At 65.1% G+C, this 21794-nt stretch carries 20 protein-coding genes; 8 read left to right on the plus strand and 12 right to left on the minus strand.

Features of this window, described 5'->3' with window-relative positions:
* Window positions 1–22 precede the first annotated feature (22 nt).
* The 5 genes from BRAS3843_RS06940 to BRAS3843_RS42060 form a co-directional block, all read right to left on the minus strand.
* A complete protein-coding gene (locus BRAS3843_RS06940) occupies window positions 23–718 on the minus strand; it encodes a VIT1/CCC1 transporter family protein (protein WP_008968074.1) in 696 nt (231 codons plus the stop codon).
* Between the two features lie 54 nt (window positions 719–772).
* Window positions 773–1348 carry a cytochrome b gene (locus BRAS3843_RS06945; RefSeq protein WP_008968075.1) on the minus strand — a complete coding sequence of 192 codons (576 nt, stop codon included), beginning with the start codon at window positions 1346–1348 and terminating at the stop codon, window positions 773–775.
* A 153-nt stretch (window positions 1349–1501) separates the two neighbouring features.
* Window positions 1502–2905, minus strand: a complete 1404-nt coding sequence (locus BRAS3843_RS06950) for a sensor histidine kinase (protein ID WP_008968076.1) — start codon at window positions 2903–2905, stop codon at window positions 1502–1504.
* The gene (locus BRAS3843_RS06955; RefSeq protein WP_008968077.1) at window positions 2902–3567 is read right to left on the minus strand and encodes a response regulator transcription factor; all 666 of its coding nucleotides are present in this window, start codon (window positions 3565–3567) and stop codon (window positions 2902–2904) included. Before BRAS3843_RS06955 ends, BRAS3843_RS06950 begins: the two co-directional genes overlap by 4 nt.
* Window positions 3567–4037: a PepSY domain-containing protein gene (locus BRAS3843_RS42060; RefSeq protein WP_244425140.1), complete on the minus strand. Its 471-nt coding sequence runs from the start codon at window positions 4035–4037 to the stop codon at window positions 3567–3569. The genes BRAS3843_RS06955 and BRAS3843_RS42060 overlap by 1 nt, the downstream gene beginning before the upstream one ends.
* Before the next feature lie 225 nt (window positions 4038–4262).
* Between BRAS3843_RS42060 and BRAS3843_RS06965 the strand changes: the two genes are divergently transcribed.
* Entirely contained in the window at window positions 4263–5858 is a 1596-nt protein-coding gene (locus BRAS3843_RS06965) for an EAL domain-containing protein (protein ID WP_008968079.1), read from the plus strand.
* A gap of 21 nt (window positions 5859–5879) precedes the next feature.
* Here the strand turns inward: BRAS3843_RS06965 and BRAS3843_RS06970 are convergent, their stop codons facing one another.
* Window positions 5880–6308: a CHRD domain-containing protein gene (locus tag BRAS3843_RS06970; RefSeq protein ID WP_008968080.1), complete on the minus strand. Its 429-nt coding sequence runs from the start codon at window positions 6306–6308 to the stop codon at window positions 5880–5882.
* 186 nt (window positions 6309–6494) lie between these two features.
* On the opposite strand from BRAS3843_RS06970, the gene BRAS3843_RS06975 reads away from it, so the two are divergent.
* Window positions 6495–7151 carry a TetR/AcrR family transcriptional regulator gene (locus BRAS3843_RS06975; protein WP_008968081.1) on the plus strand — a complete coding sequence of 219 codons (657 nt, stop codon included), beginning with the start codon at window positions 6495–6497 and terminating at the stop codon, window positions 7149–7151.
* An 11-nt stretch (window positions 7152–7162) separates the two neighbouring features.
* Here BRAS3843_RS06975 and BRAS3843_RS06980 read toward each other — a convergent pair whose 3' ends face one another.
* The gene (locus BRAS3843_RS06980; protein ID WP_008968082.1) at window positions 7163–7885 is read right to left on the minus strand and encodes a GntR family transcriptional regulator; all 723 of its coding nucleotides are present in this window, start codon (window positions 7883–7885) and stop codon (window positions 7163–7165) included.
* 188 nt (window positions 7886–8073) lie between these two features.
* On the opposite strand from BRAS3843_RS06980, the gene BRAS3843_RS06985 reads away from it, so the two are divergent.
* The 4 genes from BRAS3843_RS06985 to BRAS3843_RS07000 are packed head-to-tail and all read left to right on the plus strand — an operon-like array spanning window position 8074 to window position 12788.
* Window positions 8074–8964 (plus strand): VOC family protein, encoded by an 891-nt coding sequence (locus BRAS3843_RS06985; RefSeq protein WP_008968083.1) that lies wholly within the window; start codon window positions 8074–8076, stop codon window positions 8962–8964.
* A 40-nt stretch (window positions 8965–9004) separates the two neighbouring features.
* A complete protein-coding gene (locus tag BRAS3843_RS06990) occupies window positions 9005–10540 on the plus strand; it encodes a bifunctional 3-(3-hydroxy-phenyl)propionate/3-hydroxycinnamic acid hydroxylase (RefSeq protein ID WP_008968084.1) in 1536 nt (511 codons plus the stop codon).
* A gap of 31 nt (window positions 10541–10571) precedes the next feature.
* Window positions 10572–11909 carry an MFS transporter gene (locus BRAS3843_RS06995; RefSeq protein ID WP_008968085.1) on the plus strand — a complete coding sequence of 446 codons (1338 nt, stop codon included), beginning with the start codon at window positions 10572–10574 and terminating at the stop codon, window positions 11907–11909.
* Between the two features lie 27 nt (window positions 11910–11936).
* Window positions 11937–12788 (plus strand): fumarylacetoacetate hydrolase family protein, encoded by an 852-nt coding sequence (locus BRAS3843_RS07000; RefSeq protein WP_008968086.1) that lies wholly within the window; start codon window positions 11937–11939, stop codon window positions 12786–12788.
* A gap of 61 nt (window positions 12789–12849) precedes the next feature.
* On the opposite strand, the gene BRAS3843_RS07005 is transcribed toward BRAS3843_RS07000, so the two are convergent.
* The 4 genes from BRAS3843_RS07005 to thiD all read right to left on the minus strand — a co-directional run bounded on the left by BRAS3843_RS07005 (window position 12850) and on the right by thiD (window position 17395).
* Window positions 12850–14445 carry a DHA2 family efflux MFS transporter permease subunit gene (locus BRAS3843_RS07005; RefSeq protein WP_008968087.1) on the minus strand — a complete coding sequence of 532 codons (1596 nt, stop codon included), beginning with the start codon at window positions 14443–14445 and terminating at the stop codon, window positions 12850–12852.
* On the minus strand, window positions 14442–15728 hold the full coding sequence (locus BRAS3843_RS07010) for an HlyD family secretion protein (RefSeq protein WP_008968088.1): 1287 nt from the start codon (window positions 15726–15728) through the stop codon (window positions 14442–14444). The genes BRAS3843_RS07005 and BRAS3843_RS07010 overlap by 4 nt, the downstream gene beginning before the upstream one ends.
* Before the next feature lie 319 nt (window positions 15729–16047).
* The gene (locus tag BRAS3843_RS07015) at window positions 16048–16503 is read right to left on the minus strand and encodes an ester cyclase (protein WP_008968089.1); all 456 of its coding nucleotides are present in this window, start codon (window positions 16501–16503) and stop codon (window positions 16048–16050) included.
* A gap of 91 nt (window positions 16504–16594) precedes the next feature.
* A complete protein-coding gene (gene thiD / locus BRAS3843_RS07020) occupies window positions 16595–17395 on the minus strand; it encodes a bifunctional hydroxymethylpyrimidine kinase/phosphomethylpyrimidine kinase (protein WP_008968090.1) in 801 nt (266 codons plus the stop codon).
* A gap of 118 nt (window positions 17396–17513) precedes the next feature.
* On the opposite strand from thiD, the gene BRAS3843_RS07025 reads away from it, so the two are divergent.
* Both BRAS3843_RS07025 and BRAS3843_RS07030 read left to right on the plus strand, forming a co-directional pair.
* Window positions 17514–17759 (plus strand): Lrp/AsnC ligand binding domain-containing protein, encoded by a 246-nt coding sequence (locus tag BRAS3843_RS07025; protein WP_008968091.1) that lies wholly within the window; start codon window positions 17514–17516, stop codon window positions 17757–17759.
* Between the two features lie 488 nt (window positions 17760–18247).
* Window positions 18248–19300 carry a helix-turn-helix domain-containing protein gene (locus BRAS3843_RS07030; RefSeq protein ID WP_035981009.1) on the plus strand — a complete coding sequence of 351 codons (1053 nt, stop codon included), beginning with the start codon at window positions 18248–18250 and terminating at the stop codon, window positions 19298–19300.
* Here the strand turns inward: BRAS3843_RS07030 and BRAS3843_RS07035 are convergent.
* On the minus strand, window positions 19257–21764 hold the full coding sequence (locus BRAS3843_RS07035) for an EAL domain-containing protein (protein WP_008968094.1): 2508 nt from the start codon (window positions 21762–21764) through the stop codon (window positions 19257–19259). The genes BRAS3843_RS07030 and BRAS3843_RS07035 overlap by 44 nt on opposite strands.
* Window positions 21765–21794: the final 30 nt, after the last annotated feature.

The raw sequence follows: 21794 nt of genomic DNA on the forward strand, positions 1-21794 counted from the left end.
ATCAAATCGCCTCAGCGGCCGCTCACCCGAACAGATGTGCGAGCCAGAAAGCCGCGCCCGCGGCGAGGCCGCCGACCAGCAGCGTCTGCAGCGAGGACTTGATCTTGCTGACCCCGGTGAAGTGGCCCTTGATCGCGCCGAACACCAGCAAGGCAAAGCCGGTCGAGACCACTGAAATCGGCAGCGCGGTGGCGATGTCGTGGACCAGCATATAAGGGATCAACGGTATCAATCCGCCGACGACATAGGAACCGCCGATGGTCACGGCGCTGATCGGCGCGCGCTTCGGATCCGGACGTTCGAGACCCAGCTCGAAGCGCATCATGAAATCGACCCAGCGCCTGCGGTCGGCGGCGATGGCGTTGACCACTGACGTCAAGGTCTCGCCCTCCAGGCCATAGTCCCGGAAGATCGTCGCGACCTCCGCAATCTCTCGGCTGCGGAGCTGATCGACCTCGTCATACTCACGCTGCTCTTCCGCAGCGTAATGTTCAGCATCGGTGCGAGCCGCAAGATAGCCGCCGAGCCCCATCGCGATCGCGCCGGCGACGACCTCGGCGAGGCCGGCGGTCACGATCACGTCGGTGCTGGCCACCGCGGCCGAGAGGCCGGCCGCGAGCGCAAACGGGACCGTCAATCCGTCGGCCATGCCGATCACGACATCGCGCACGGTCTCGGAGGCGGTGAAGTGCTTTTCGATATGCGGCGTCGCAGGCATGCGAACCTCCAACTCACAATTGGCCGACGAGGTCACCTGCCTGAGGAACGCAGATCAGGACTGCGCCCCCGGCACCATCCGAAGCAAGGTACGATCGTGCAGCACGTAATGATGCACCAGCGCCGCGCCCGCGTGCAATCCGATCAGGACCATCAGGAGGTTGGCGAGCAGCTCATGCAGTTCCTTCATGTCATGCGTGAAGGCGCGATCGCCGGTCCAGGGCGATGGAATGTCCAACACGCCGAACACCGGCAGCGGATAGCCCCGCGCCAATTGCGTCATGATGCCGAACACGGGAATCGCGAACATCAGCGCATAGATGGCGAGGTGAACGAGCTCGCTGGCGCGACCGGCCCAAGTTCCCAGTTTGGAGCCCACTTTGCCGCCGAATTTGCTCGGCTCGGGCGCCGGCGGCGGATCGGCAATGCGCCAGCCAAAACGCGCCAGCGCGATGCTGAAGAGCGCGAGGCCCAAGGAAATGTGAAAGAACAGGCCGAGCTCGTGCGAGTCGCGCGGCAATGCATCACCGAGCCGGCCGGTGAACCAAGCCCCCAGCACCACCAGGACGACGATCCAATGCAACGCAATCGCGACTGCGCCATAGCTCTTGGAGGAGTTTCGCATGCGCATGGCCAAGCCTCCTTGCGACCGATCATGATGCATCAGCCCGTGCCCATCATGACGTAGCTCAAGAGTGCACGACTCGATGCATTTGCGTGATAGCCCGCGCCCTGCGCCGCCCGGCTGACGGGCGATGTCAGCGAATTGTCAGGATGAGGATTGTCAGGATGACGGGGGTTGCTGGGCTGCCTTGGCTTGCCCGGCGGGACGCGAGCTGCGCATGGCGGCAGGCGCGATCTGCACGCGGGCGCCGCCGAGTTCGGAGCGGCCGATCCGAAGCTGCCATCCATAGGCTTCGAGCACGTCCTGCACGATCGCGAGCCCGAGTCCGCTTCCCGGCGCCTGCTGATCGAGCCGGCCACCGCGCTCCAGCACCCCGGCGATCTGCTGCTCCGGGATTCCCCTCCCGTCATCCTCGACGATGACGGCCAATGGGTTCGCCGCCGCCGTGATCCGCACCGTGCTCTCGGCATGACGCGCGGCATTCTCGAGCAGGTTGCCGAGCACCTCGGCGAGATCGGTGCGGTCGATCGCAATCATCACGTCGTCATGCACACGATTATCAAAGGCGATACGTGCGCCGGCCGGCGTCCGCGCCAGTGTCGTGACCAGCGAGGCGAGCAGCGGCTTCAACTGGGTCGTGGAACTGCCGCCCGTCCGCGCCGTCCCACGCAGGCGGGCCAGCGCGAGCTCACGATCGACCTGGCGGCTCATCGCGTCGGCCACCGCTTCGACATTCTCCGCGAGCTTCATCTCGCCGAGCTCTTTCAGGCGCGCGGCATCGGCAGCCAGCGCCGCGAGTGGCGTCTTGAAGCCATGGGCGAGATCGGCGGCGCGGCTGCGCGAGCGCACGATTTCCCGCTCCTGCGCATCGAGCAGCGCGTTGACTTCCTCGACCAGCGGCGCGACCTCCGTCGGCACCGCGACCGGAAGATGCCGCCGTTTCCCGGCGCGGATCTCGGCAATGCCGCGTTGGAGCGAGGCCAAGGGACGAAGGCCGAGGCCCACCTGAACGGAGGTCGCCAGCGCCAGCACCAGCGCGAGCACGGCAAGCGCGATCGACAGGTCCTTGGCGAAGGCACGGACCGCGTCGGTCGCGCGCGCCAGATCCGAGGCGATCGCGGCACGAACCCGGATGCGGCTGTCGGGATTCATCACGACGCTGCGCTCGGCCACCAGCACACGGGCCTCGCCGGGCCCGGCGATCTCATGCTGGTGCACCTCGCTCGGCCCGGGCTCATCCAGCGGCAGATCCAGGGTGGTGTCCCAGAGCGACCGCGAGCGCAACAGCTGGCCGCGATCATCGCTCACCTGCCAATAGAGGCCGGACAGCGGCTCGCTAAAGCGGGGATCCGCCGGCGGCCGGGCGACGATGATCTGGCCATCACGCGACACCTCGAGACCACTCAGCAATTGCCGCAGATGAACGTCGAGATCGGCGGCCAGCGTGCGCGCGACATGGCGCTGGAACAGCACGACCAGGCCGGCGCCGGCGACGCCAAGCGCCAGCAGAATGGCCACGGTGCCCGCCGCCACCAGCCGCAGCCGCAGCGAGCCCCATCTCATTCCGATGACCCCTGGATCATGTAGCCGAAGCCACGCCGGGTCTCGATGATGTCGGTGCCGAGCTTCTTGCGGACCCGGCGGACCAACACTTCCAACGCGTTGGAGTCGTGCTCATGCCCGAGCCCATAGACATTCTCCTCGAGTTCATGCTGGGGCACGACGCGGCCATTATGCCGCAGCAGATAAGCGACCAAGCGGTATTCGAGCTGCGACAGCGCCACCGGAACACCGCGCAGAGTGACCCTCATCTGGCGCTCGTCCAGCTCCAGATCGCCCGAGGTCAGCACGGACGAGGCGTGACCGGAGGAGCGGCGCACGATCGCGCGCAGTCGCGCGAGCAGCTCTTCGTTGCGGAACGGTTTTGGCAGATAATCGTCGGCGCCGGCATCGATGCCGTCGACGCGCTCGGCCCAGCTCGCCCGCGCGGTCAGGATCAGCACCGGCATCTGCCGGCCGACGCTGCGCCAGCGCTTGAGCACCGCAAGCCCATCCATTCCGGGCAGGCCGAGATCAAGGATGACCGCGCCATAATCTTCGGTATCGCCGCGGAACCAGGCCTCCTCGCCGTCAGCGACGGTTTCGACCAGGTAGCCGGCAGCCTGCAGCGTCCGCGCCACATCCGACGCCAGCCGCGGATCGTCCTCGACCAGCAGCACGCGCATTACTTTTCCTCGATCCGCTCGATCTCGCCGCTGTGCGCATCGACATGCACGTCGAGCACGCGACCGTCGCGGGCGATCACCCGGAATTCATAGTGCCATCGACCGTGCTCGCGCTCGACATCGACGCCGGTGATGTCGCCGGCCACCCGGCCGCGCAGCTTCGGCAGGATTTGCGACAACGGCAAGGCATCGCCGGACTCGACGGCTCGGCGCACTGCGTCGCGGCGCTCCCGATCATCCTCGCGCGCCGCCGTGGCCGCTAAGCTCGCAAGCACGAGCAGCGCAGCTAGCGTGACGCGCACGAGGAATGAGAAACAATAACGGCGCATGGTCATCCCAGCCAACATCGCATAATGCCAAATACCACCTGACAGGTCGCTGACAGAGATCAATCGGTTTGGCGTTCCCTTCGCCAACATTTGCTCCCCCTTTGGCAGCCATCTCGGCGAATGCGCGTCCTCGTCGCGCACCGGCGGAATTGCGACGCAAACGCAGCCCCGAGATCGAGCATGAGATCGCTGCGTGAGAGGTGACGGTGCCGGCGAACAAGGCCGTGGTGTCCATGCCGCACAGCTTGTGACTTCGTTAACCGTCCGGGAGACCGAGCCGTTCCGATTGTGCAGAACAGATATACGGAATCTTGAAAGATTGCACCGCACGATGCCCGCAATTTTGCGGGGAGGACTGCCGGGTTCATGAGCTCGCAGCGAAAATACGTGATCCGTATCGCGGCGGTGGCGACTTCGCTCGCCGCCTTTCTGATCTGTACAGATCTGGCGCTGACCGCCCTGACCCGCGACCAGATCTCACGGCAACTGAGCGATCTCAGCAAGGTGGCGCTCCGCCGCAGCGAAGCCGCCATCGACTATGCGGGGGCGATGCTGACCCAGATGGCCGAGAGAGGCGTGATGGATTGCAGCGCCGGCGCGCTGCAGAAACTGCGTTTGCAGGTGTATCAAGGCAGCGCCGTAAAGGACATCCGTGCGGTTGACCGCGACGGTTCGGTGATCTGCTCGGCCTATTCCGAAACGCTCGAGTTCGACAATGGCTGGGCCAAGCGCGATGATATGCTCGAGTCCGCCGACCGCGTGCTGCGACTGTTTCGGGTCGAACAATTCACCGGCGCGGCGCTCGGCGTGCTGCGCGACGTCAACGCGCAACAGTCGCTCGCGGGCATCCTCCGGATCGACGCCAATCAGCTCGACATCATGCCGATCCGGCTGCGCGCACAGAGCGACGTGACGCTCGCTTTGCTCGACGGGCAGCCCATCGCGGGCTACCGGCCGAACGGCGGGCAGAGCGAACTGTCCGACGCCATCTCATTCACCAGCGTCTCCGACCGTTACCCGCTGCGCGCCATCATCCACGTGAACCCTTCAGCCTTGAGCACCCGGCAGGGCGGCGCCTATCTGCCGACCATGGTTGCGGCCGGCGTGCTCGGCATCCTGTTCGGCCTTCTGCTCGCGAGCTATCTCAGCCGGCCGCTCGACCCGGTCACCGAGCTCGATCGCGGGCTTTCAGCGCACGAGTTCAAGCCGTATCTACAACCGACTTTCAACTTGAAGACCGGAGACATCGTCGGCAGCGAGATTCTCGCGCGATGGGAAAAAGCGGATGGCAGGACCGTGCCGCCGATGAGCTTCATTCCGCTGGCCGAAAGCAGCGGGCGAATCGAGAAGCTCACCTGGCAGATTCTCGCTTTGGCGTTGCGCGAGCTCCAGCCGGAGTTGAAGCGGGACAAACGGTTCAAGCTGTCGGTCAACATCACGCCGCGCCAGTTGCTGAGTGACGGCTTCGTCGACCGGCTGCGCCAAGTCGTCGCGGCCGCCGCGGTTTCGACGCGGCAGGTGGTGCTCGAGGTCACCGAACGTGAAGAGCTCGCAGACCTGAACAAGGCGACGGCGGTCGTCAAGGAACTCAGCGAGTTCGGCTTCCGCGTCGCGCTGGACGACGTTGGGATCGGCCACAGCGGCCTCTCAGCGATCCAGCGGCTCGGCGCCCGCATCATCAAGATCGACAAATTTTTCGTCGACGCGATCACGCGCGACCAATCAGCTGTCGTGGTGGTCCAGATGCTGGTGGCACTGGCCGGCGAGCTCGACATGGGCGTCGTCGCCGAAGGCATCGAGCACCAGGAGCAGGTCGATGCACTGATCGCTTGCGGCGTCGAAGAGGGCCAGGGCTACCTGGTCTCGCCGCCGCTGCCGATGGGGCGCTTCAAGGACTTCCTGGAACTGCGCCGCGCATGCTCCGGCGAGGCCCCGAAGGCATCGCCGGAACTGGCCGCCTAAGACGTGCAGCCGCGAGCGCGATCATTCCTTGATCATTTGACCGCGGATCTCACCGCCGGGATTGGCCGCGGTGTGAATGTTGGCGTACCATTTGCCAGCGAGCAGATCGGCAGCCTGCCCATCGGTGAGAACGGCCGATCCGGTGATCGGACTCGTGACGGATTTGAACGGCAGGGCGATACCGGCATTCTTGCCGGCCTCGCTCGGTCCGTGGAAATGCGCCCCGAGCGCCGGGCCGCTCAGGCCGGAATAGTTGACCTCCCAGGTGAGGGTCTTGCTCACCGTGTCGAACTTCGCCTCGGCCGTTCCGGTCGCCGTGCTGGCGTTCGGAGGAACTTCGTTCGAGGCCTTGAGCTCAGATCGCAGCACGATCGTTTCGGCGTGCGCTTGCTGCGACAGCATCACAGCGACAAGACCGACCAAGGCCAGATATTCGAGCGTCCGACGCATGTTTCCCCCTTATCGTTCGCCGCAGTCTGGAATCGGTGAACACCGGATGCAAGCTGATATTCCGGGGAATAAGCAACGACCAACAAACACTTCTACCGGTTGTACTGATTGAAGACTCGCGGCCCCTGTGCCAAACAGAGGCAAGTGCAGACTTCGCGTTCTCGTTGACAAGACATGGTAGTTCGAATGGTTGCTTCCAAGATCGCGCGCGGCAAGGTCGGCAGGCCTCCCCTGGAGCGGGCCGGCGAAGTCGAAGAGCGCATCCTGGACGCGGCGAAGAAAATCTTTCTCGCGGAAGGCTTCGAAGGCGCCAGCGTCGACGAGATCGCCCAGCAGGCGCGGGCTGGCAAGCCGACGATCTACGCGCGGTTTCCCAACAAGGCGGCGTTGTTTGCGGCTGTGATCGGCCGGCAGGCGGCGCGGAATACGCAGTACGACAACCTCGTCCCCGAGGGCCGCAGCTTCCGCGCCAAGCTGATCAGCGTCGGAATTGCCCTGATCGAACGCGCCTTCGCCGAGGAGACAGTCGGCCTGATGCGCACTGCGATCGCCGAAAGCCCGCGTTTTCCGGAGCTGACGCGCGAGATCAGCGACAAGGCGCGCAAGCGGGCGACGTGCAACCTGACCAAGATCATAGGCGAGCTCGCGCAGGCCGAGGACCTCGCCGGTGAGGGCCGGTTCAGCCCCGACCGGATCGAGGATACCGCGCGGATATTCATCGATATGATCCTGTTCCCGATGTTCATCCGCTGTCTGCTCGGCGAGGAACTTCGCGCGTTGAAGAAGGAAGTGCCCGATCACGTCGAGAAGCGAGTGGATTTCTTCCTGGACGCGACGACCTGAGCCGACAGGCGCTACTCCTGCACGGCGGGCGGGCGCCGCAACTCGGGAAAGATCGTCTCATCCTGCAGGATCACGTCGGCGGTCCGCTGATAGTGCGCGGTCAACAGCTTCACCGCGAGCTCGACATCGGCGTTCAGCACAGCAGCGACGATCGTCGCGTGCTCGTCACCCACCGCCCGCGACGGAAATGCCTTGCGGATCGAGAGCCGGCGGTAGCGATAGAGCTGGTCGGCAAGCTGTCCGCAGAACCCGATCAACGATTGCGAGCCGCAGTTTGCAATCAGGACCCGATGATAGATCCGGTGGAGCCGCTCCCACTCCGGATTGTCTTCGAAGGTGGTGGCGTTCAGTGAACGCGGCGCGCGGCTCAGCCGATGCTGCGCCAGCACCAGCTGCTCCTCCCATTGTGGCGTCGCTGCCGCCATCGACTCGCGCAACGCCAGCGCCTCGACCCAGCACCGCGTCTTGGTCAGCTCGGCGAGTTCGGCGCGACTGATATCCTTGACATAGAAGCCGCGCTGCTCGCGCACCTCGACGAGCCCGTCGGCCGTCAGGCGGTTGAGCGCCTCGCGCAGCGGCGTCTGTCCGGTCTGATAGGTCTCCGTCAGGAAGCGCATCTGCAGCTTGCGCGACGGCGCAAGCCGGCCCGACAGCAGGTCCTCGCGGAGCCGATCATAGACATGGCTGGCTTGGGTCGATGGGCCCTGCCCCTCGAGCTCCGTGAGTGCGTCCACGTTCAATTCCCCTGTGAATCTCTGAGACTAAATATAGACCACCTGCCAAATTCCATAAATTTATAAATTTTGTTTGATTGCGATCTTTTTTGTAATAAAGAGGAGCTTATCGGGCGGTCTGAACCGCCTCAAAACGATGTGCTGTCTCGTCCCGTCCGCGGGACCGCGAGCGGCTGGAGGATGCGTTCATGCCCCGGTTTCCGGTCACGGCCCTGCGCAGTGTCGACCTCGGCACACCCGATCTCGCCCGTTCGGAAGCGTTCTATTGCAGCACCTGGGGACTGGAGCGCGTCGATGACGCCGAGGGCGTAGTCTATCTGCGCGCGACCGGCAGCGATCATCACGTGGTGGCGCTGCACCGAAGCGAGCGCACCGAATTGAAGGCGGTGACCTTCCGCCTGACCGACGACGACGATTTCGACACTATTTCACGCGATGCCATCCGAGAGGGTGCCACGCCGCTCTCCGCGCCCACACCGAACGCCGCGCCCGACGGCGGCGTGATCATGAGCCTCCGCGGCCCCGAAGGCGGCGTGCTGCGTTTCGTTCATGGCGATGTCCGTCATGCGCCGAAACCGCCGCGGCCGGAGCTCCCCGAGCGCCTCGCCCACGTCAACCTCAACAGCACGGATGTCGACCGTTCCGCGGCATTCTACGAGAAGGCGCTCGGCTTCCGGCTGACGGACCGCTCCGCAGCGATGGCCTTCGTCCGCTGCAACAGCGACCACCATGCCGTCGTGATCGCCAGCGCCAAGGTCAACGGCCTGAACCACGTCGCCTTCCTGATGCCGACCTGGGAAGGGGTGATGCGCGGCGCCGGGCGGATGATCGATGCCGGCTACCCGATCGCCTGGGGTGTCGGACGCCACGGCCCCGGCGACAACGTGTTCGCCTACTTCATCGATCCCGTGGGCACCGTCATCGAATACACCGCCGAGGTGCTGCAGGTCGACGACAGCTATATCGTGCGCGGTCCCGATCACTGGGTCTGGCCGCCCGGACGCACCGACCAATGGGGTATCGCGCCGCCCAAGGCCGATCACGTGAAAGCCGCGCAGCTCGCGGTCCGTTACGCCTGACCGATCACAGGGCATCTTTCAGAAGCAGGTCACGAGATCCATGTCCGGTACATCCGACACAAATCATTTCGAGGTCGTGGTCATCGGCTTCGGTCCGACCGGCGCGGTCGCGGCCGGCCTGCTCGGGGCGCATGGCATCGCGACGCTGGCCATCGACCGTGCGCGCGAGATCTACGACAAGCCGCGCGCGATCGCGCTCGACCACGAGATCATGCGGCTGTTCGACAATCTCGGGATCGCAGACCAGGTCAGCCGCTACGTCGCCCCATTTCCCGCCTCCGAGCATTTCGGTGCCAAAGGACAGCTGATCCGCCGGATCGACATGGTGAGCGAGCCCTACCCGCTCGGCTACACGCCGAGCATGGTGTTCACGCAGCCGCCGGTGGAACAGGTGCTGCGCGACCATGTCCGCACCTATCCGTCCGTCACGGTCGAGCTCGGCACGACGCTGCTCGACCTCCGGCAGGATGCCATGACGGTGACCCTCGTCGTCGCGGGCGAGGACGGCAGCACGCGGGAAGTCAGCGCCGACTATGTCATCGCCTGCGACGGCGCTTCGAGCACCGTCCGTCAACGGCTCGGCATCGCCTTCGACGATCTCGACTTCGACGAGCCCTGGCTCGTAGTCGACCTCCTCGTCAATGAGACCAGCGCGACCGAACTGCCCGCCACCGCAGCGCAGTTCTGCAGTCCCGCGCGTCCGACCACCTACATCATCGGCCCGGGCAACCATCGCCGCTTCGAGATCATGCTGCGGCCGTCGGAAGATCCGCGCGCGATGGAAGAGCCGCAGCAGGTGTGGCGGCTGCTTGCCCCCTGGCTCACGCCGGACGATGGCAGGCTGTGGCGCGCGGCGAGCTACCGCTTCCACGCGCTCGTGGCGAGCCGCTGGCGGTGCGGGCGCGTTTTCCTCGCCGGTGACGCCGCCCATCAGCAGCCGCCTTTCATCGGCCAGGGCATGTGCCAGGGGCTGCGCGATGCCGGCAATCTCACCTGGAAACTCGCGCGGGTGTTGCGGGGGCAATCCAGCGCGCCACTGCTCGATAGCTATGAAGTCGAGCGCAGCACACACGTCCGGGAGCTCACCACCCGCATCAAGGCGATCGGCCGCGTGATCTGCGAGCAGGACCCGGAAGCGGCCGCAGCCCGCGATGCGCGCATCCTCGCTGAAGGCGGCGGCGCACCGCGGACCATCACCCGCCAGGAGATCGTGCCGCCGCTCACACAGGGCCTGCTCACCACCAGGCCGAGCGACGCCAACGGCACGCTGTTTCCGCAGCCGTGGATTCTGCGCGGCGGCGAACGCGTGCTGCTCGACACAATCGCCGGCACGGGATGGCGGCTCATCCTCGACGGAAATAGCCCGCGCACGTCGGGCGTGATCGGCGCCGGACTCAGCGTGATCCGTATCGGCGGCGACGGCTGGCACGAGGAAAGCGGGGTGGTCGCGGCTTGGTTCGCACGGCACGGCTGCCGCGCCGCGCTGGTGCGGCCCGACCACTACGTCTACGGCGTCGCCCGCGACGAGACAGAGCTCGCGGCGCTGCTGTCGGAACTGAATGAACGACTGCAATAACGACAACAACAACATTCACGGGGAAAACGCCATGCCAACTTCATCGGCAACTTCATCGGCCGAGACGAGCAGGACGATCGGAGCCCGCGCCATCGCGGTCCTGATCATGCTGTTCCTGTTCCAGACGCTCAACTTCTTCGACAAGCTGGTGTTCGGCCTGTCGGCCGTGCCGATGATGAAGGAGCTGGCGCTCAGCCCGAAGGATTTCGGACTGATCGGCAGCAGCTTCTTCCTGTTGTTCTCGCTGTCAGGCATGGCGGTCGGCATGTTCGTGGTCGGCCGCTTTCCGGTGAAATGGCTGCTGCTCATCATGGCGGGCATCTGGTCGGCGACGCAGATCCCGATCTTCTTCTCCAGCTCGGTCGCGGTGCTCGTCATCTGTCGCATCATCCTTGGCGCCGGCGAAGGACCCGGCCTGCCGACCGCGCTTCACGCCTGCTACAACTGGTTTCCGGCCGACAAGCGCAGCGTGCCGAGCGCAGTCGTGCTGCAGGGCATCAGTGTCGGACTTCTCGCCGGCGGCCCGATCCTGACTTACATCATCCTCAACTATGGCTGGCGCAGCGGCTTTCTGTTCTGCGGTCTACTCGGCATCGCCTGGATGTTCGGCTGGTTCATGATCGGCGGCGAAGGCCCCTATTCTGCGGCGCATGCGTCCGACGGCGCGGCAGCGAAGGAGAACACGCTTCCGGCGCGGGTGCTGTGGGGCGATCCCACTGTGATCGGCGTCATCATCATGTCGACCGCATCCTATTGGATCGTCGGCATGTCCGCGACCTGGCTGCCGCCCTATCTTCAGCTCGGGCTCGGCTACAAGCAGGTCGATGTCGGTTGGATCATCTCCGGCATCTACCTGTTCCAGTCGCCACTGCTGCTCGGCGGCTCCTGGCTGACGCAATTTCTGCAGCGCCGAGGTTTCAGCCTGCGCGCCTGCCTCGGCCACGCCTCGGGTCTTGCTCTGCTCGCCGCCGGCGGCGCGCTGCTGCTCAGCATCGTGACCTCAGGCCCGCTGCAGCTCGCCTGCGTTGCAATCGCCTTCGCGGCACCGAGCCTCACCACGATCTTCGGGCCTGTCGCGCTCGGAGCCGTCGCTCCAGCGGCCCAGCGCGGCCGTCTGATCGTCGTGATCTATTCCGGTAACGCAGCGTCCGCGCTGATCTCCAACGCACTGACCGGATGGATCGTCGGAGAAGCCGGCGCCAATGCCCCGCTGGGCTATGCCCACGCGATGACGTTTACGGCCGGCGTGCTGATCGCCGGCGCCATCGCAGCCTTCGCCATGATCTTCCCGGAGCGCACTATCGCGCGCTTCGCGAAGTCCGCGCAAGAACCGGCCTCCGCCTCCGCGGTGCCGGCGATATCGACCTGACCAGCGCTTCCCGCTCGAGGACATCAGATGAAATTTGCAAGCTTCACGATCGACAACACCGCGTCCTGGGGACTGGTCGACGGCAACGATATCGCCGATCTCGGCGCCGTCCTGCGCGACCGCTTCCCCGACCTCAAATCGGCGATCGCGGCCGATGCACTGACCGAGGCGGCCGCTGCCGCGACCGGAGCGCCGCGGCATCCGCTCGCCAAGATCAGCTTTCTGCCCGTCATTCCCAATCCCGACAAGATCCTCTGCATCGGGCTCAACTACGAGACGCACCGCAAGGAGACAGGCCGCTCCGAGGTCGAGAACCCGACGGTGTTCGGGCGGTTTGCCAACAGCCAGACCGGACACCTCACGAACATCATCCGTCCGCGCGTCTCCACGGACCTCGACTTCGAGGGCGAGCTCGCGATCGTGATCGGCAAGCCCGGCCGCTACATTCCGCGCAGCGAGGCCTGGCAGCACATCGCGGGCTATGCCTGTTACAATGAAGGCAGCGTGCGCGACTTCCAGCGCCACACCCATCAATTCACGCCGGGCAAGAATTTTCCAGCGACCGGAGCTTTCGGTCCGTGGCTCGTGACATCAGACGAAATCGATGATCTCGGTCCACTCAGGCTGCAGACGCGGCTCAACGGCGAGATCGTGCAGGAAGCGACGATCAGCCAGATGATCTTCGATATCCCGCGCCAGATCGAATACTGCTCATCCTTCACACGGCTCGAACCCGGCGACGTGATCGCGACCGGCACGCCGGGCGGCGTGGGTTCGCGCCGCACGCCACCGCTCTGGATGAAGCCCGGCGACGTCGTCGAGGTCGACATCGACCGGATCGGGCTATTGTGCAACGGCATCGCGGACGAGCAGGTCTAACGGCTGCCTTCAACGAGACCTCAGCGGCGCAAGCAACCGCTCGCGCCGCTTAAGGCCTGCCTCAATGCGCCATCGCCGGTCCGCCGCCGAGCTTGACCTTGCGCAAGGCGAGCGCCAGCGGGATCGCCGCAAGCGAGATCAGCATCAGCGTCCAGTAGACATCGATATAGGCAAGCAGCGAGGCCTGTGCCTGCACCGTCTGCCCGATCCAGGCGATCGCCTGCTGTTGCGCCTGCAACAGCGAGCTGCCATGGGCGCTGAAATAATTGGTCACCTGATGCAGCGTGTCCTGATAGGCGGGGTTCGAGGGAATGGCCGTCTCGACCAGCCGGCTCTGGTGGAACTGCTCGCGATGGGCAAGCACATTGGCGGCAAGCGAGACGCCGATCGAGCCGCCGGTGTTGCGGGCCGCGTTGATCAAGGCGGAGGCCTGGTCGGTCTTGTCGGGTGGAATGCCGTTGTAGGAGGCGGCGGTGATCGAGAGGAAGATCAGCGGCAGGCCGACGCCGAGCAGCATGCGTGACTCCGCGAAGAACCAGAAGCCGACATTGGCGTAGAGCCGCGTCAGATCGAACATCGCGAGCGCCACCACCGTCGCCCCCGCCATGATCATGTATTTCGGCTGCACGCGTCCAGACAGCCGGCCGACCACGAACATCATCAGCATGGTGACGAGGCCGCCGGGCGACAGCACGAGGCCAGCCCAGGTCGCGGTGTAACCGAAATCCTGCTGCACCATCTGCGGCAGCATCTGCGTGGTTCCGAGCAGGATCGCGCCGGTCGCCAGCATCACCAGGAAGCTCGCACCGAACTGGCGCGTGCCCACCATCCGCACGTAGATCATCGGGTTCTTGCGGCTCATTTCCCATGGGATCATCAGCACGAAGGCTACAGTGCAGATCGCGGCCGTGATCACGATGAAGCGGGAGTCGAACCAGTCGTCCTCCAGGCCGCGGTCCAGCATCAGCTCGAGCGAGCCCAGGAACGTGGCCACCAGAATGAAGCCTATCAGGTCGAAGCGGTGTCCCTGCGCGAGCAGCTTCTGCCGCTCCGCCACGGTGGAGGCCGGCTCGTGCAGAATCAGCCCGATCAGGAGCATCGCCATCAGGCCGACCGGACCATTGATCAGGAAGCACCAGTGCCAGGAGAAGTTGTCGGAGAGATAGCCGCCCAGCGTCGGCCCGACCACCGGGGCGACCACGACGGCGACGCCGAACAGTGCAAAGGCCTGGCCGCGCTTGGCCGGTGGAAAGGAGTCGGCCAGGATCGATTGCGAGACCGGCACCATGCCGCCGCCGCCGAGCCCCTGCAGGATGCGGAAGAACAGCAGCGACTCCAGATTCCAGGCAAAGCCGCACAGCACCGAGCTCAAGGTGAACAGGCCGAGGCACATCAGGAAGAAGGTCTTGCGGCCGAACCGCCTGGCCAGGAAGCTGGAGGCGGTGAGGATGATCGCGTTGGAGACCAGATAGGTCGTCACCACCCAGGAGGATTCATCCTGGCTCACGCCCATGCCGCCGGCGATATAGGGCAGCGCGACATTGGCGATGGTGGTGTCGAGCACCTCCATGAAGGTCGCAAGCGCGACCAGCACCGCAATCAGCCACGGATTCGTGGCTGGCTGCGGTGCGGCTGTGATGGCGGGTGCGTTGCTCATAGCGCAGCCCTCAGGCGCTCATAGAGGGAAGGGTTCGGATCGATCCGCACCGTCGGCACCACCGACATGCCCGGGCCGAGCGCGACATCCGCAGGCGGATCGTCCATCACGATCTTGACCGGCACACGCTGCACGATCTTCACGTAGTTGCCGGTGGCATTCTGCGCCGGCAGCAGCGAGAAGGCGGTGCCCGAGCCGGGCTGGACGCTGGCGACATGGCCGCGGATCTCGCGCTCAGGATAGGCGTCGATCTGCAGGGTCACGGGCCGCCCGGGCCGCATGTGATCGAGCTGGGTTTCCTTGAAGTTCGCGGCGACCCAGACCTCGTCAGGGACGAACATGGTCAGCGCGGTGCCTTGGGCTGCGAACTGGCCCTCCGCTCCGCTCAGGTTGACGATGCGGCCGGGCTGCGCCGCGGTCACCGTCGTGTAGGACAGATTGAGCTTGGCCTGGTCGCGCTGCGCCTCGGCTTGCGCGAGATTGGCATCGGCGCTTTCGCGCTGGGCCTTGAGCGATTCGAGCTGGCGCTGCGCGACCTGGAGATTGGCCTGGGCGCTGGCCAGCGCCGCGCGCTGCTGGCGCAGCTGCGAATTATACTGCTGCTCGCTCTGGACGGTGCCCGAGCCGGTGCGCGCCAGGTCCTGGTAGCGCTGCGCCTGCTGCTCGGCGAAAGTGAGACCGGCCTGCGCCTGCTCGACCTGCGCCTGTCCGGCCGTGATCTGCGCCTGCTGCACGTCGATCTGGGCGTCGATGTTGCGGATCGCTGCCTGCCCTGCCTTCACCTGGGCCTCGGCCTGCGCCAGCGCGATTTTGTAGTCGCGATCATCGATCCGCGCGATCACGTCGCCGGCGTTGACATGCTGGTTGTCAGTGACGGGAACCGCGGTGATGTAGCCGGAGACTTTCGGCGCGATCGAGAATTGCCGGGCCGCAATGAAGGCGTCGTCGGTGGTCTCGAAATGCCCCGCCGCGTCATAATAGAGGTAACCTGCCGTGCTGGCCGCCAGCAGCAGGACGAGGCCGAGCGCGGAGCCGAGCGGATGCCGCCGGAACAGGCCGCGGCGCGGCTTCTCCGTCCCGGCGTTTTGCTGATCGGCGGACGGAGCTTCAGGCTGTTCCGGATGCGGTGCGCGCGCCTGCTCCGCCGTCGCCTCGTCGGCGGTGCGATCGCCGCGCCATTGGTGCAGCGCCCGCTCGCGTGCCGAGACGTTTTGATCCGCCCCGCCCCGGAACGACGGGTCGCCGTCCGACACCTTTGTAGTCGTGGATGCTTGATTGGCCATGGCCTGCACCTCTTCAAAAATAGAACGATACTGTTTCGTTCCAAACATAGGAAGGCGCCGTTTGCGACGCAATGGCATCTGGGAGAGGCAGGGCCTAAACTTTTTGTCATCAAGCGGGAGGCAATGAAGACAGGCCGCGAGCGAGCGAATACGCGCCGAGCGACGCGCCTCTCCACGGCGGCTGGCACCCAAACAATGGTCGGCGGTTTACGTTCAGGACCGGCTGCTTCGGTGCCTTCCCGACCAGGTCGTCTAAGCCTTGCGCGCCAGCCGGCCTCGCGCCGGCCGGTTGCATTCCCCTTGCGGGGAACGCGCCGCGTCAGAACATGCCGTTCTGATTGGCCGACTGCTCCGGAATCGGCTGCACCGAATCCCAGTGCTCTTCGATCTTACCGTCCTTCAAACGGAAGATGTCGACGATCGCATTGCCGCGGGTCCCGGGCTCGCGAATGGCGTGAACACGCAGGATGACGAAATCGCCGTCGACCAGCACCTTGGTGATCTCGCTGTGGGATTGCGGATACTTCGCCTTCAGGAACTCGATGAATTTGCAGAATCCCTCCGGGCCGTCCTCGGCGTTCGGATTGTGCTGAATGTAGGTGCCGAGATATTTCGAGGCCGCGGCAAAATCCTTGCGGTTGAGGCCCTGCTCGTAGAAGTCGAGCACAACAGCCTTGTTGCGCTCCTCCTCCGGGGAGTAGGCGCGCTGGGCCATCGCCGGGGCAGACAACGCCGCGACGATCGCGCCTGCCATCGGGATCAGGGAGCACCGCATCGCGTGACGTCTTTCTCTGCTGGAGGGAGATGGCCGATTGGTCTGGGTGGGCGACATGCCATGGATCTGTCCGCCTGTCACGAGCGGGACATCAATAGAACCGATGGAAATGGTGCACCGGTCCGTGCCCGTGCCCGACGGTAAAGCGATCCGCGGCGGCAATCGCGGCGTTGATGAAGGTCTTCGCGTTGCGCACGGCCGTGACGAGATCTTCGCCCTTCGCAAGCCCTGCTGCGATCGCCGAGGACAGCGAGCAGCCGGTGCCATGGGTGTTCCTGGTCGCCAGGCGCGGCGCCGTCAGCGCCACGCTCCCTTGCGCCGTGACGAGATGATCGGTGCTCTCAGGCCCCTGCCCGTGGCCACCCTTGATCAAGACGGCCGGGCAGCCGAGCGCAAGCAGGCGCCGGCCCTGGGCCTCGATCGCGGCGGCGTCGGCGGCGACGGCCTCGTCCAGCAGCGCGGCCGCTTCAGGCAGGTTCGGCGTGATCAACGTGGCTTGCGGGATCAGTAGCCCGCGCAGCGCGGCGATGGCGTCCTCGGGAAGCAGCCGGTCGCCCGAGGTCGCAACCATGACCGGATCGAGCACGACATGGGCCGGCCGCCAGCGCGTGAGGCTGGCGGCGATGGCCTCGACGATGCCCGCCTGGGCCACCATCCCGATCTTGACCGCCTTGACGGCGAGGTCCTCGAATACGGCATCGATCTGCGCCGTGACGAATTCCGGCGGCACCGGATGGACACCGCTCACGCCGCGCGTGTTCTGGGCGGTCAGCGCCGTCAGCGCCGACGCGCCGTAGACGCCAAGCGCGGCAAAGGTCTTCAGGTCGGCCTGGATGCCGGCGCCGCCTGAGGAATCCGAGCCGGCGATGGTGAGCGCAACGGGCGTGGTCATGGCCCGTCCTAGCCGCGCCGCCAAGCCGCGGCAAGCACCGACATGGCAGGAAATGCGCCTCGACTCCCCCGGAAAAGGCTATATTGAGGTCCGGAAAGCCCTTCGGAGACAGCCCGCGATGGTTCCCTTCTTCGTCCAGATCAAGTGCAAGCTCGGCCAGTCCTACACGGTTGCCAACGCGCTAGCCGAAGCCGAGATCGCCTCCGAGATCTATTCGACGGCTGGTGACTACGACCTGCTGGTGAAGTTCTATGTCGATAAGGACACCGACATCGGCCACTTCATCAACGAGAAGGTTCAGGTGCTGCCGGGTATCCAGGACACCCACACGATCATCACCTTCAAGGCGTTCGGCGCCAGCTAGTGGCTGTGAATTTAAGGTCCCGATCAGTCTGTCCGCGCCCTATTCATCGAATCCAGAAAAAAGCGCCCGCCGTTTCCGGCGGGCGCGTCGTCATGAAAAGGCGTTGACTGGGACTTGGTGCTAAAAAAACCGAACCGACACTCCCTCGTGCCCCCGGCCGGGTCGCTTCACGCTGAGCCTGACGGCCGCCGAAGGACCCGACCTTTTTCTCGGCAACTTGGTATGGGGCCTTTAGGCGGCGATGAGCGTGGCAGCAAGCCGATTGCGGATGTCGGCACAGCCGATCAAGAGATTGAGACGAAAGCGCAAATGGGCTAGCGCTGCAAAGGCAGGACACGCATCCCATCTGGGGAAAAAGTTGTCGGTCGTCGGCACCTCGTTGTTCGGTCTCTCGTGGGGTCCGGTCGGAAATCCGCGCGATAGACTGGGCCTGTGAAACGGAGCCGATGGCTGAACGAGTACAATAGCGGGGCGTTGTGGAGACTGAGATCAAGGCGGTGTCGTCCCTGGTGCCGAGCTTCGGCTTTTCAGCCGACCGGATGCGACCGGACGAGAACATCGCGGCCTGGCGCGCAGCCGTCTCGACCTTTTTCGATGTCGATGAACTGGCTGCAGGCGAGCCCGGCCCGTTTCAGGCCGAGGTCCGCTCTTACGCGATGGGCTCGGTTCTGTTCGGTCTGGCGCGGGCGAGCGGTCAGCATTTCCGTCGCGATACGCGTACCATCGCCCGCAGCGGCGTCGACCATGTCATCATCCAGAGCTATGTCAGCGGCGGTTATCATGGCACGGCCGGTGCCCGCCCGATCCGAGTTACGGCCGGCGACATCTGCGTGCTCGACCTGGCCCAGACGCTGGAGACGTGGGCGAGCCCGTTCGAAAACCTCACGCTGGTGGTGCCGCGCCCGATGCTTGATGCGCGCCTGCTCCAGACCCAGCACCTCCACGGCCTCGTGCTGGCCGGCGACAGCGCGCTGACGGCGCTGCTCGCAAGACATCTCAATGCCCTGCTCGACTACGCGCCGCAGATGAGCTTCGAGCAGTGTCAGGCCGTCGTCGAAGGCACCATTTCGCTGGTCTCGGCCTGCATCAGGGGTGAGATCGAGCGCCGGGACGCCGAGAGCATCACGCCTGCGGAATCGTCCTTGTTTCGCATCCGGCAGTATATCGAGGCACAGCTTTCGAGCGCCGATCTGACTGCCGACTCGGTCGCGACGCATTTTGGCCTGTCGCGCACGTCGCTCTATCGCCTGTTCGCGCCGCTTGGCGGCGTCGCCGACTACATCCGCAGCCGCCGCCTGCATCACGCCTTCTTCGATCTGGCCGGATCGCGCACCACCCGGATCAGCGAAGTGGCGCGGCGCTGGCAGCTTGGCACGGACGCGCATTTCGCACGCTCGTTCAAGGCCGCTTATGGGATCTCGCCGCGCGTTGCGCGCGAGGCTGCCGGGCTCGGCTCACAACAGCATGAATCCGACGCCGACGCAGGGCTGTCGACCCTCACGCGCTGGATGCGCGGGATAGCACCGCCGCGCGCGGAATGAGCGTCACCACCGATCCGGCGCCGAACGCCTCGGCGGTCGCGTCCACATCCTGCTGCGGCTCCGTGGCCGAAAAATCGTCGGCCGACTGCACGAACTGCAGGTGATCCTCGAGCTGGCTGATCGGCATCGGACGTCCGAGCAGATAGCCTTGCGCGAAATTGACGCCGAGCGAGCGCAGATGGGCGAGTTGCTCCTCGGTTTCCACGCCTTCGGCGGTGATCTGCATGCCGAGCCCGCGTGCCAGGGTCACGACCGAGGAGATCACAGCGACGCTTTCGTCACGCTCGCTGAGCTTTGCGACGAAGGATTTGTCGATCTTGATCTTGTTGAACGGGAACGCCGTCAGAGAGCGTAGCGACGAATAGCCGGTGCCGAAATCGTCGAGCGCGAGCGAAATTCCGATGCCCTTGAGCTTGTCGATGAAGCTCTCGTTCTCGGCCGCGCGCTCCAGCAGCACCGATTCGGTGATCTCGATCTCGAGCCGCCCGGGCGCGAGCCCGGTGCGCGACAGCGCCGACTGGATCACGTCGAACAGCTCGGCCTGCTTGAACTGCACCGGCGAAAGATTGACCGCGACCTTGACGTCGTCGGGCCACGACGTCGCATCGTCACAGGCGCGGCCGATGATCCACTCGCCGAGCGGCACGATCAATCCGGTCGCTTCCGCGAGCGGGATGAACTGGTCGGGCGGCACCAGCCCCTTGACCGGATGGCGCCAGCGAACCAGCGCCTCGACGCCGCACCGCTCGCGCGTCACGACATCATAGAACGGCTGATAGTGCACTTCGAACTGACACTGGGCGATGGCGTCGCGCAGGTCACCTTCGAGCGTATTGCGCGCTTCGAGCTCGGCGGACATCACGTCGTCATAGACGGTGTAACAGCTGCGGCCGGCCGACTTCGAGCGATAGAGCGCAAGGTCGGCTTTCCTGAGCAGATCTTCCTGGTCGCTGCCGTGCTCGGGCGCAAGCGCGATGCCGATGCTGGTGCCGATCTCGACCCGCTGTCCGGCCAGCTGGAATGGCTTCGCGATCAGTTTGGTGATGCGTTGCGCAAGGTCGGCAGCAGCCTCGCGCTGGTCGGGACAGCCGGCCTGGATCAGCGCGAATTCGTCGCCGCCAAGCCGCGCCAGCACGTCCTCTGCGCGCAATTGAGATTTCAGCCGCTTGGCAACTTGCACGAGCAGCGCGTCTCCGGCGCCGTGCCCGAGCGAATCGTTGACGTTCTTGAATCGATCAAGGTCGCACAGGAACACCGTAAAGCGCCCGTCGCTCTCGCCGTTGAAGCGCTCCACCTGCTCAAGGAAGAACGCGCGGTTGGCGAGGCCGGTCAACGCGTCCGTCTGCGCCAATTCCAGCACACGACGATTGGCAAGCGACAGCTGCAACGCATTGCGGCTGGAAAGCGCGAGATAGACCGCAAGAAAGATCGTGGTGGCGATGCCGGCGGCATAAAGCGCAAGCGCGCGGTTATGCGTCGCGATCAACCCGCCATTGCCCGCGGGTGCCGCCTGAAACACCCAATCGGAATCGCCGATGCGCAATGTGGTCGACCAGATATTGGTGTCATCCGGCCAGCGCAGCGGATCTACGCCCAGCGATTCCAGGCCCTTCTCGGGCGGAAGCAAGTTGATGGCCAGCGCCGGGCTGTTCGGATTGTTGGCACGGATCGACTGCAACAGGAGGGGCAGCTCAAACAGACCCACGATGAAGCCGGTCAGATTGCGCCTGCGGTCGGCGACGGTCGTGCGTGAGGTGCCCTTGACGTAGATCGGAACGGCAACCATGACCGCGTTGGACCGGACGAGCTGCTGCTCCTCGAACAGGCGCGTGCGCAGCGCCATGATCATGTCGTAGTCGCGCGACTGCTCCAGCACGGCACGACGGTCGGGAAAGCTCCAATAATCGAGTCCGTAGACGATCGACGTCTTCGGCTCGGTCGAAAAATACACCGGAAAGTATTCATCGCTCTCCGGCGCAACCGTGCCGTCAGGATAGGACTTGATGCGATAGGCGGGAACGCCGTCGGTAATGGCCGCGGCCTCGTATTCACCACGCTCCTTGCGATTGATCCGGGGCAGCCAGGCGATCCGCGTGACGCCCGGATGGGCTTCGAACAGCCGGGCGCTGAAGGTCTGGTACTCGCTGCGGGTGATGTCGTCGTTTGCGGTCTCGAAGCGGGTGCGCAGCGCCGTCAATCGGCTGACATATTCGTTGACGCCGTTTTGGATCAGGATCGCCTGCGCCTCTGCGACACCTTCGAACTCAGCACGCGCAAGCCGGTTTTCCCACCGGCCGACCGCGACGGTGCCCACCAGCGACAGCACTGTGCCGAGACAGGCGGCAATCAGGGCAGGACGATAGAGACGGTATTTAGATGAGGCGCGCAAGGGCTCACGCGCTCCGCCAGCACGCACATCGCCGGGCTCTTTCGGCGTCGCTCCGCTGCGCTCTTCCAACTGCAAATCCTGATCCCCGCCCACGCACCGCTGTTA

It is taken from the genome of Bradyrhizobium sp. STM 3843 (genome assembly GCF_000239815.1).
GTDB lineage: Bacteria > Pseudomonadota > Alphaproteobacteria > Rhizobiales > Xanthobacteraceae > Bradyrhizobium.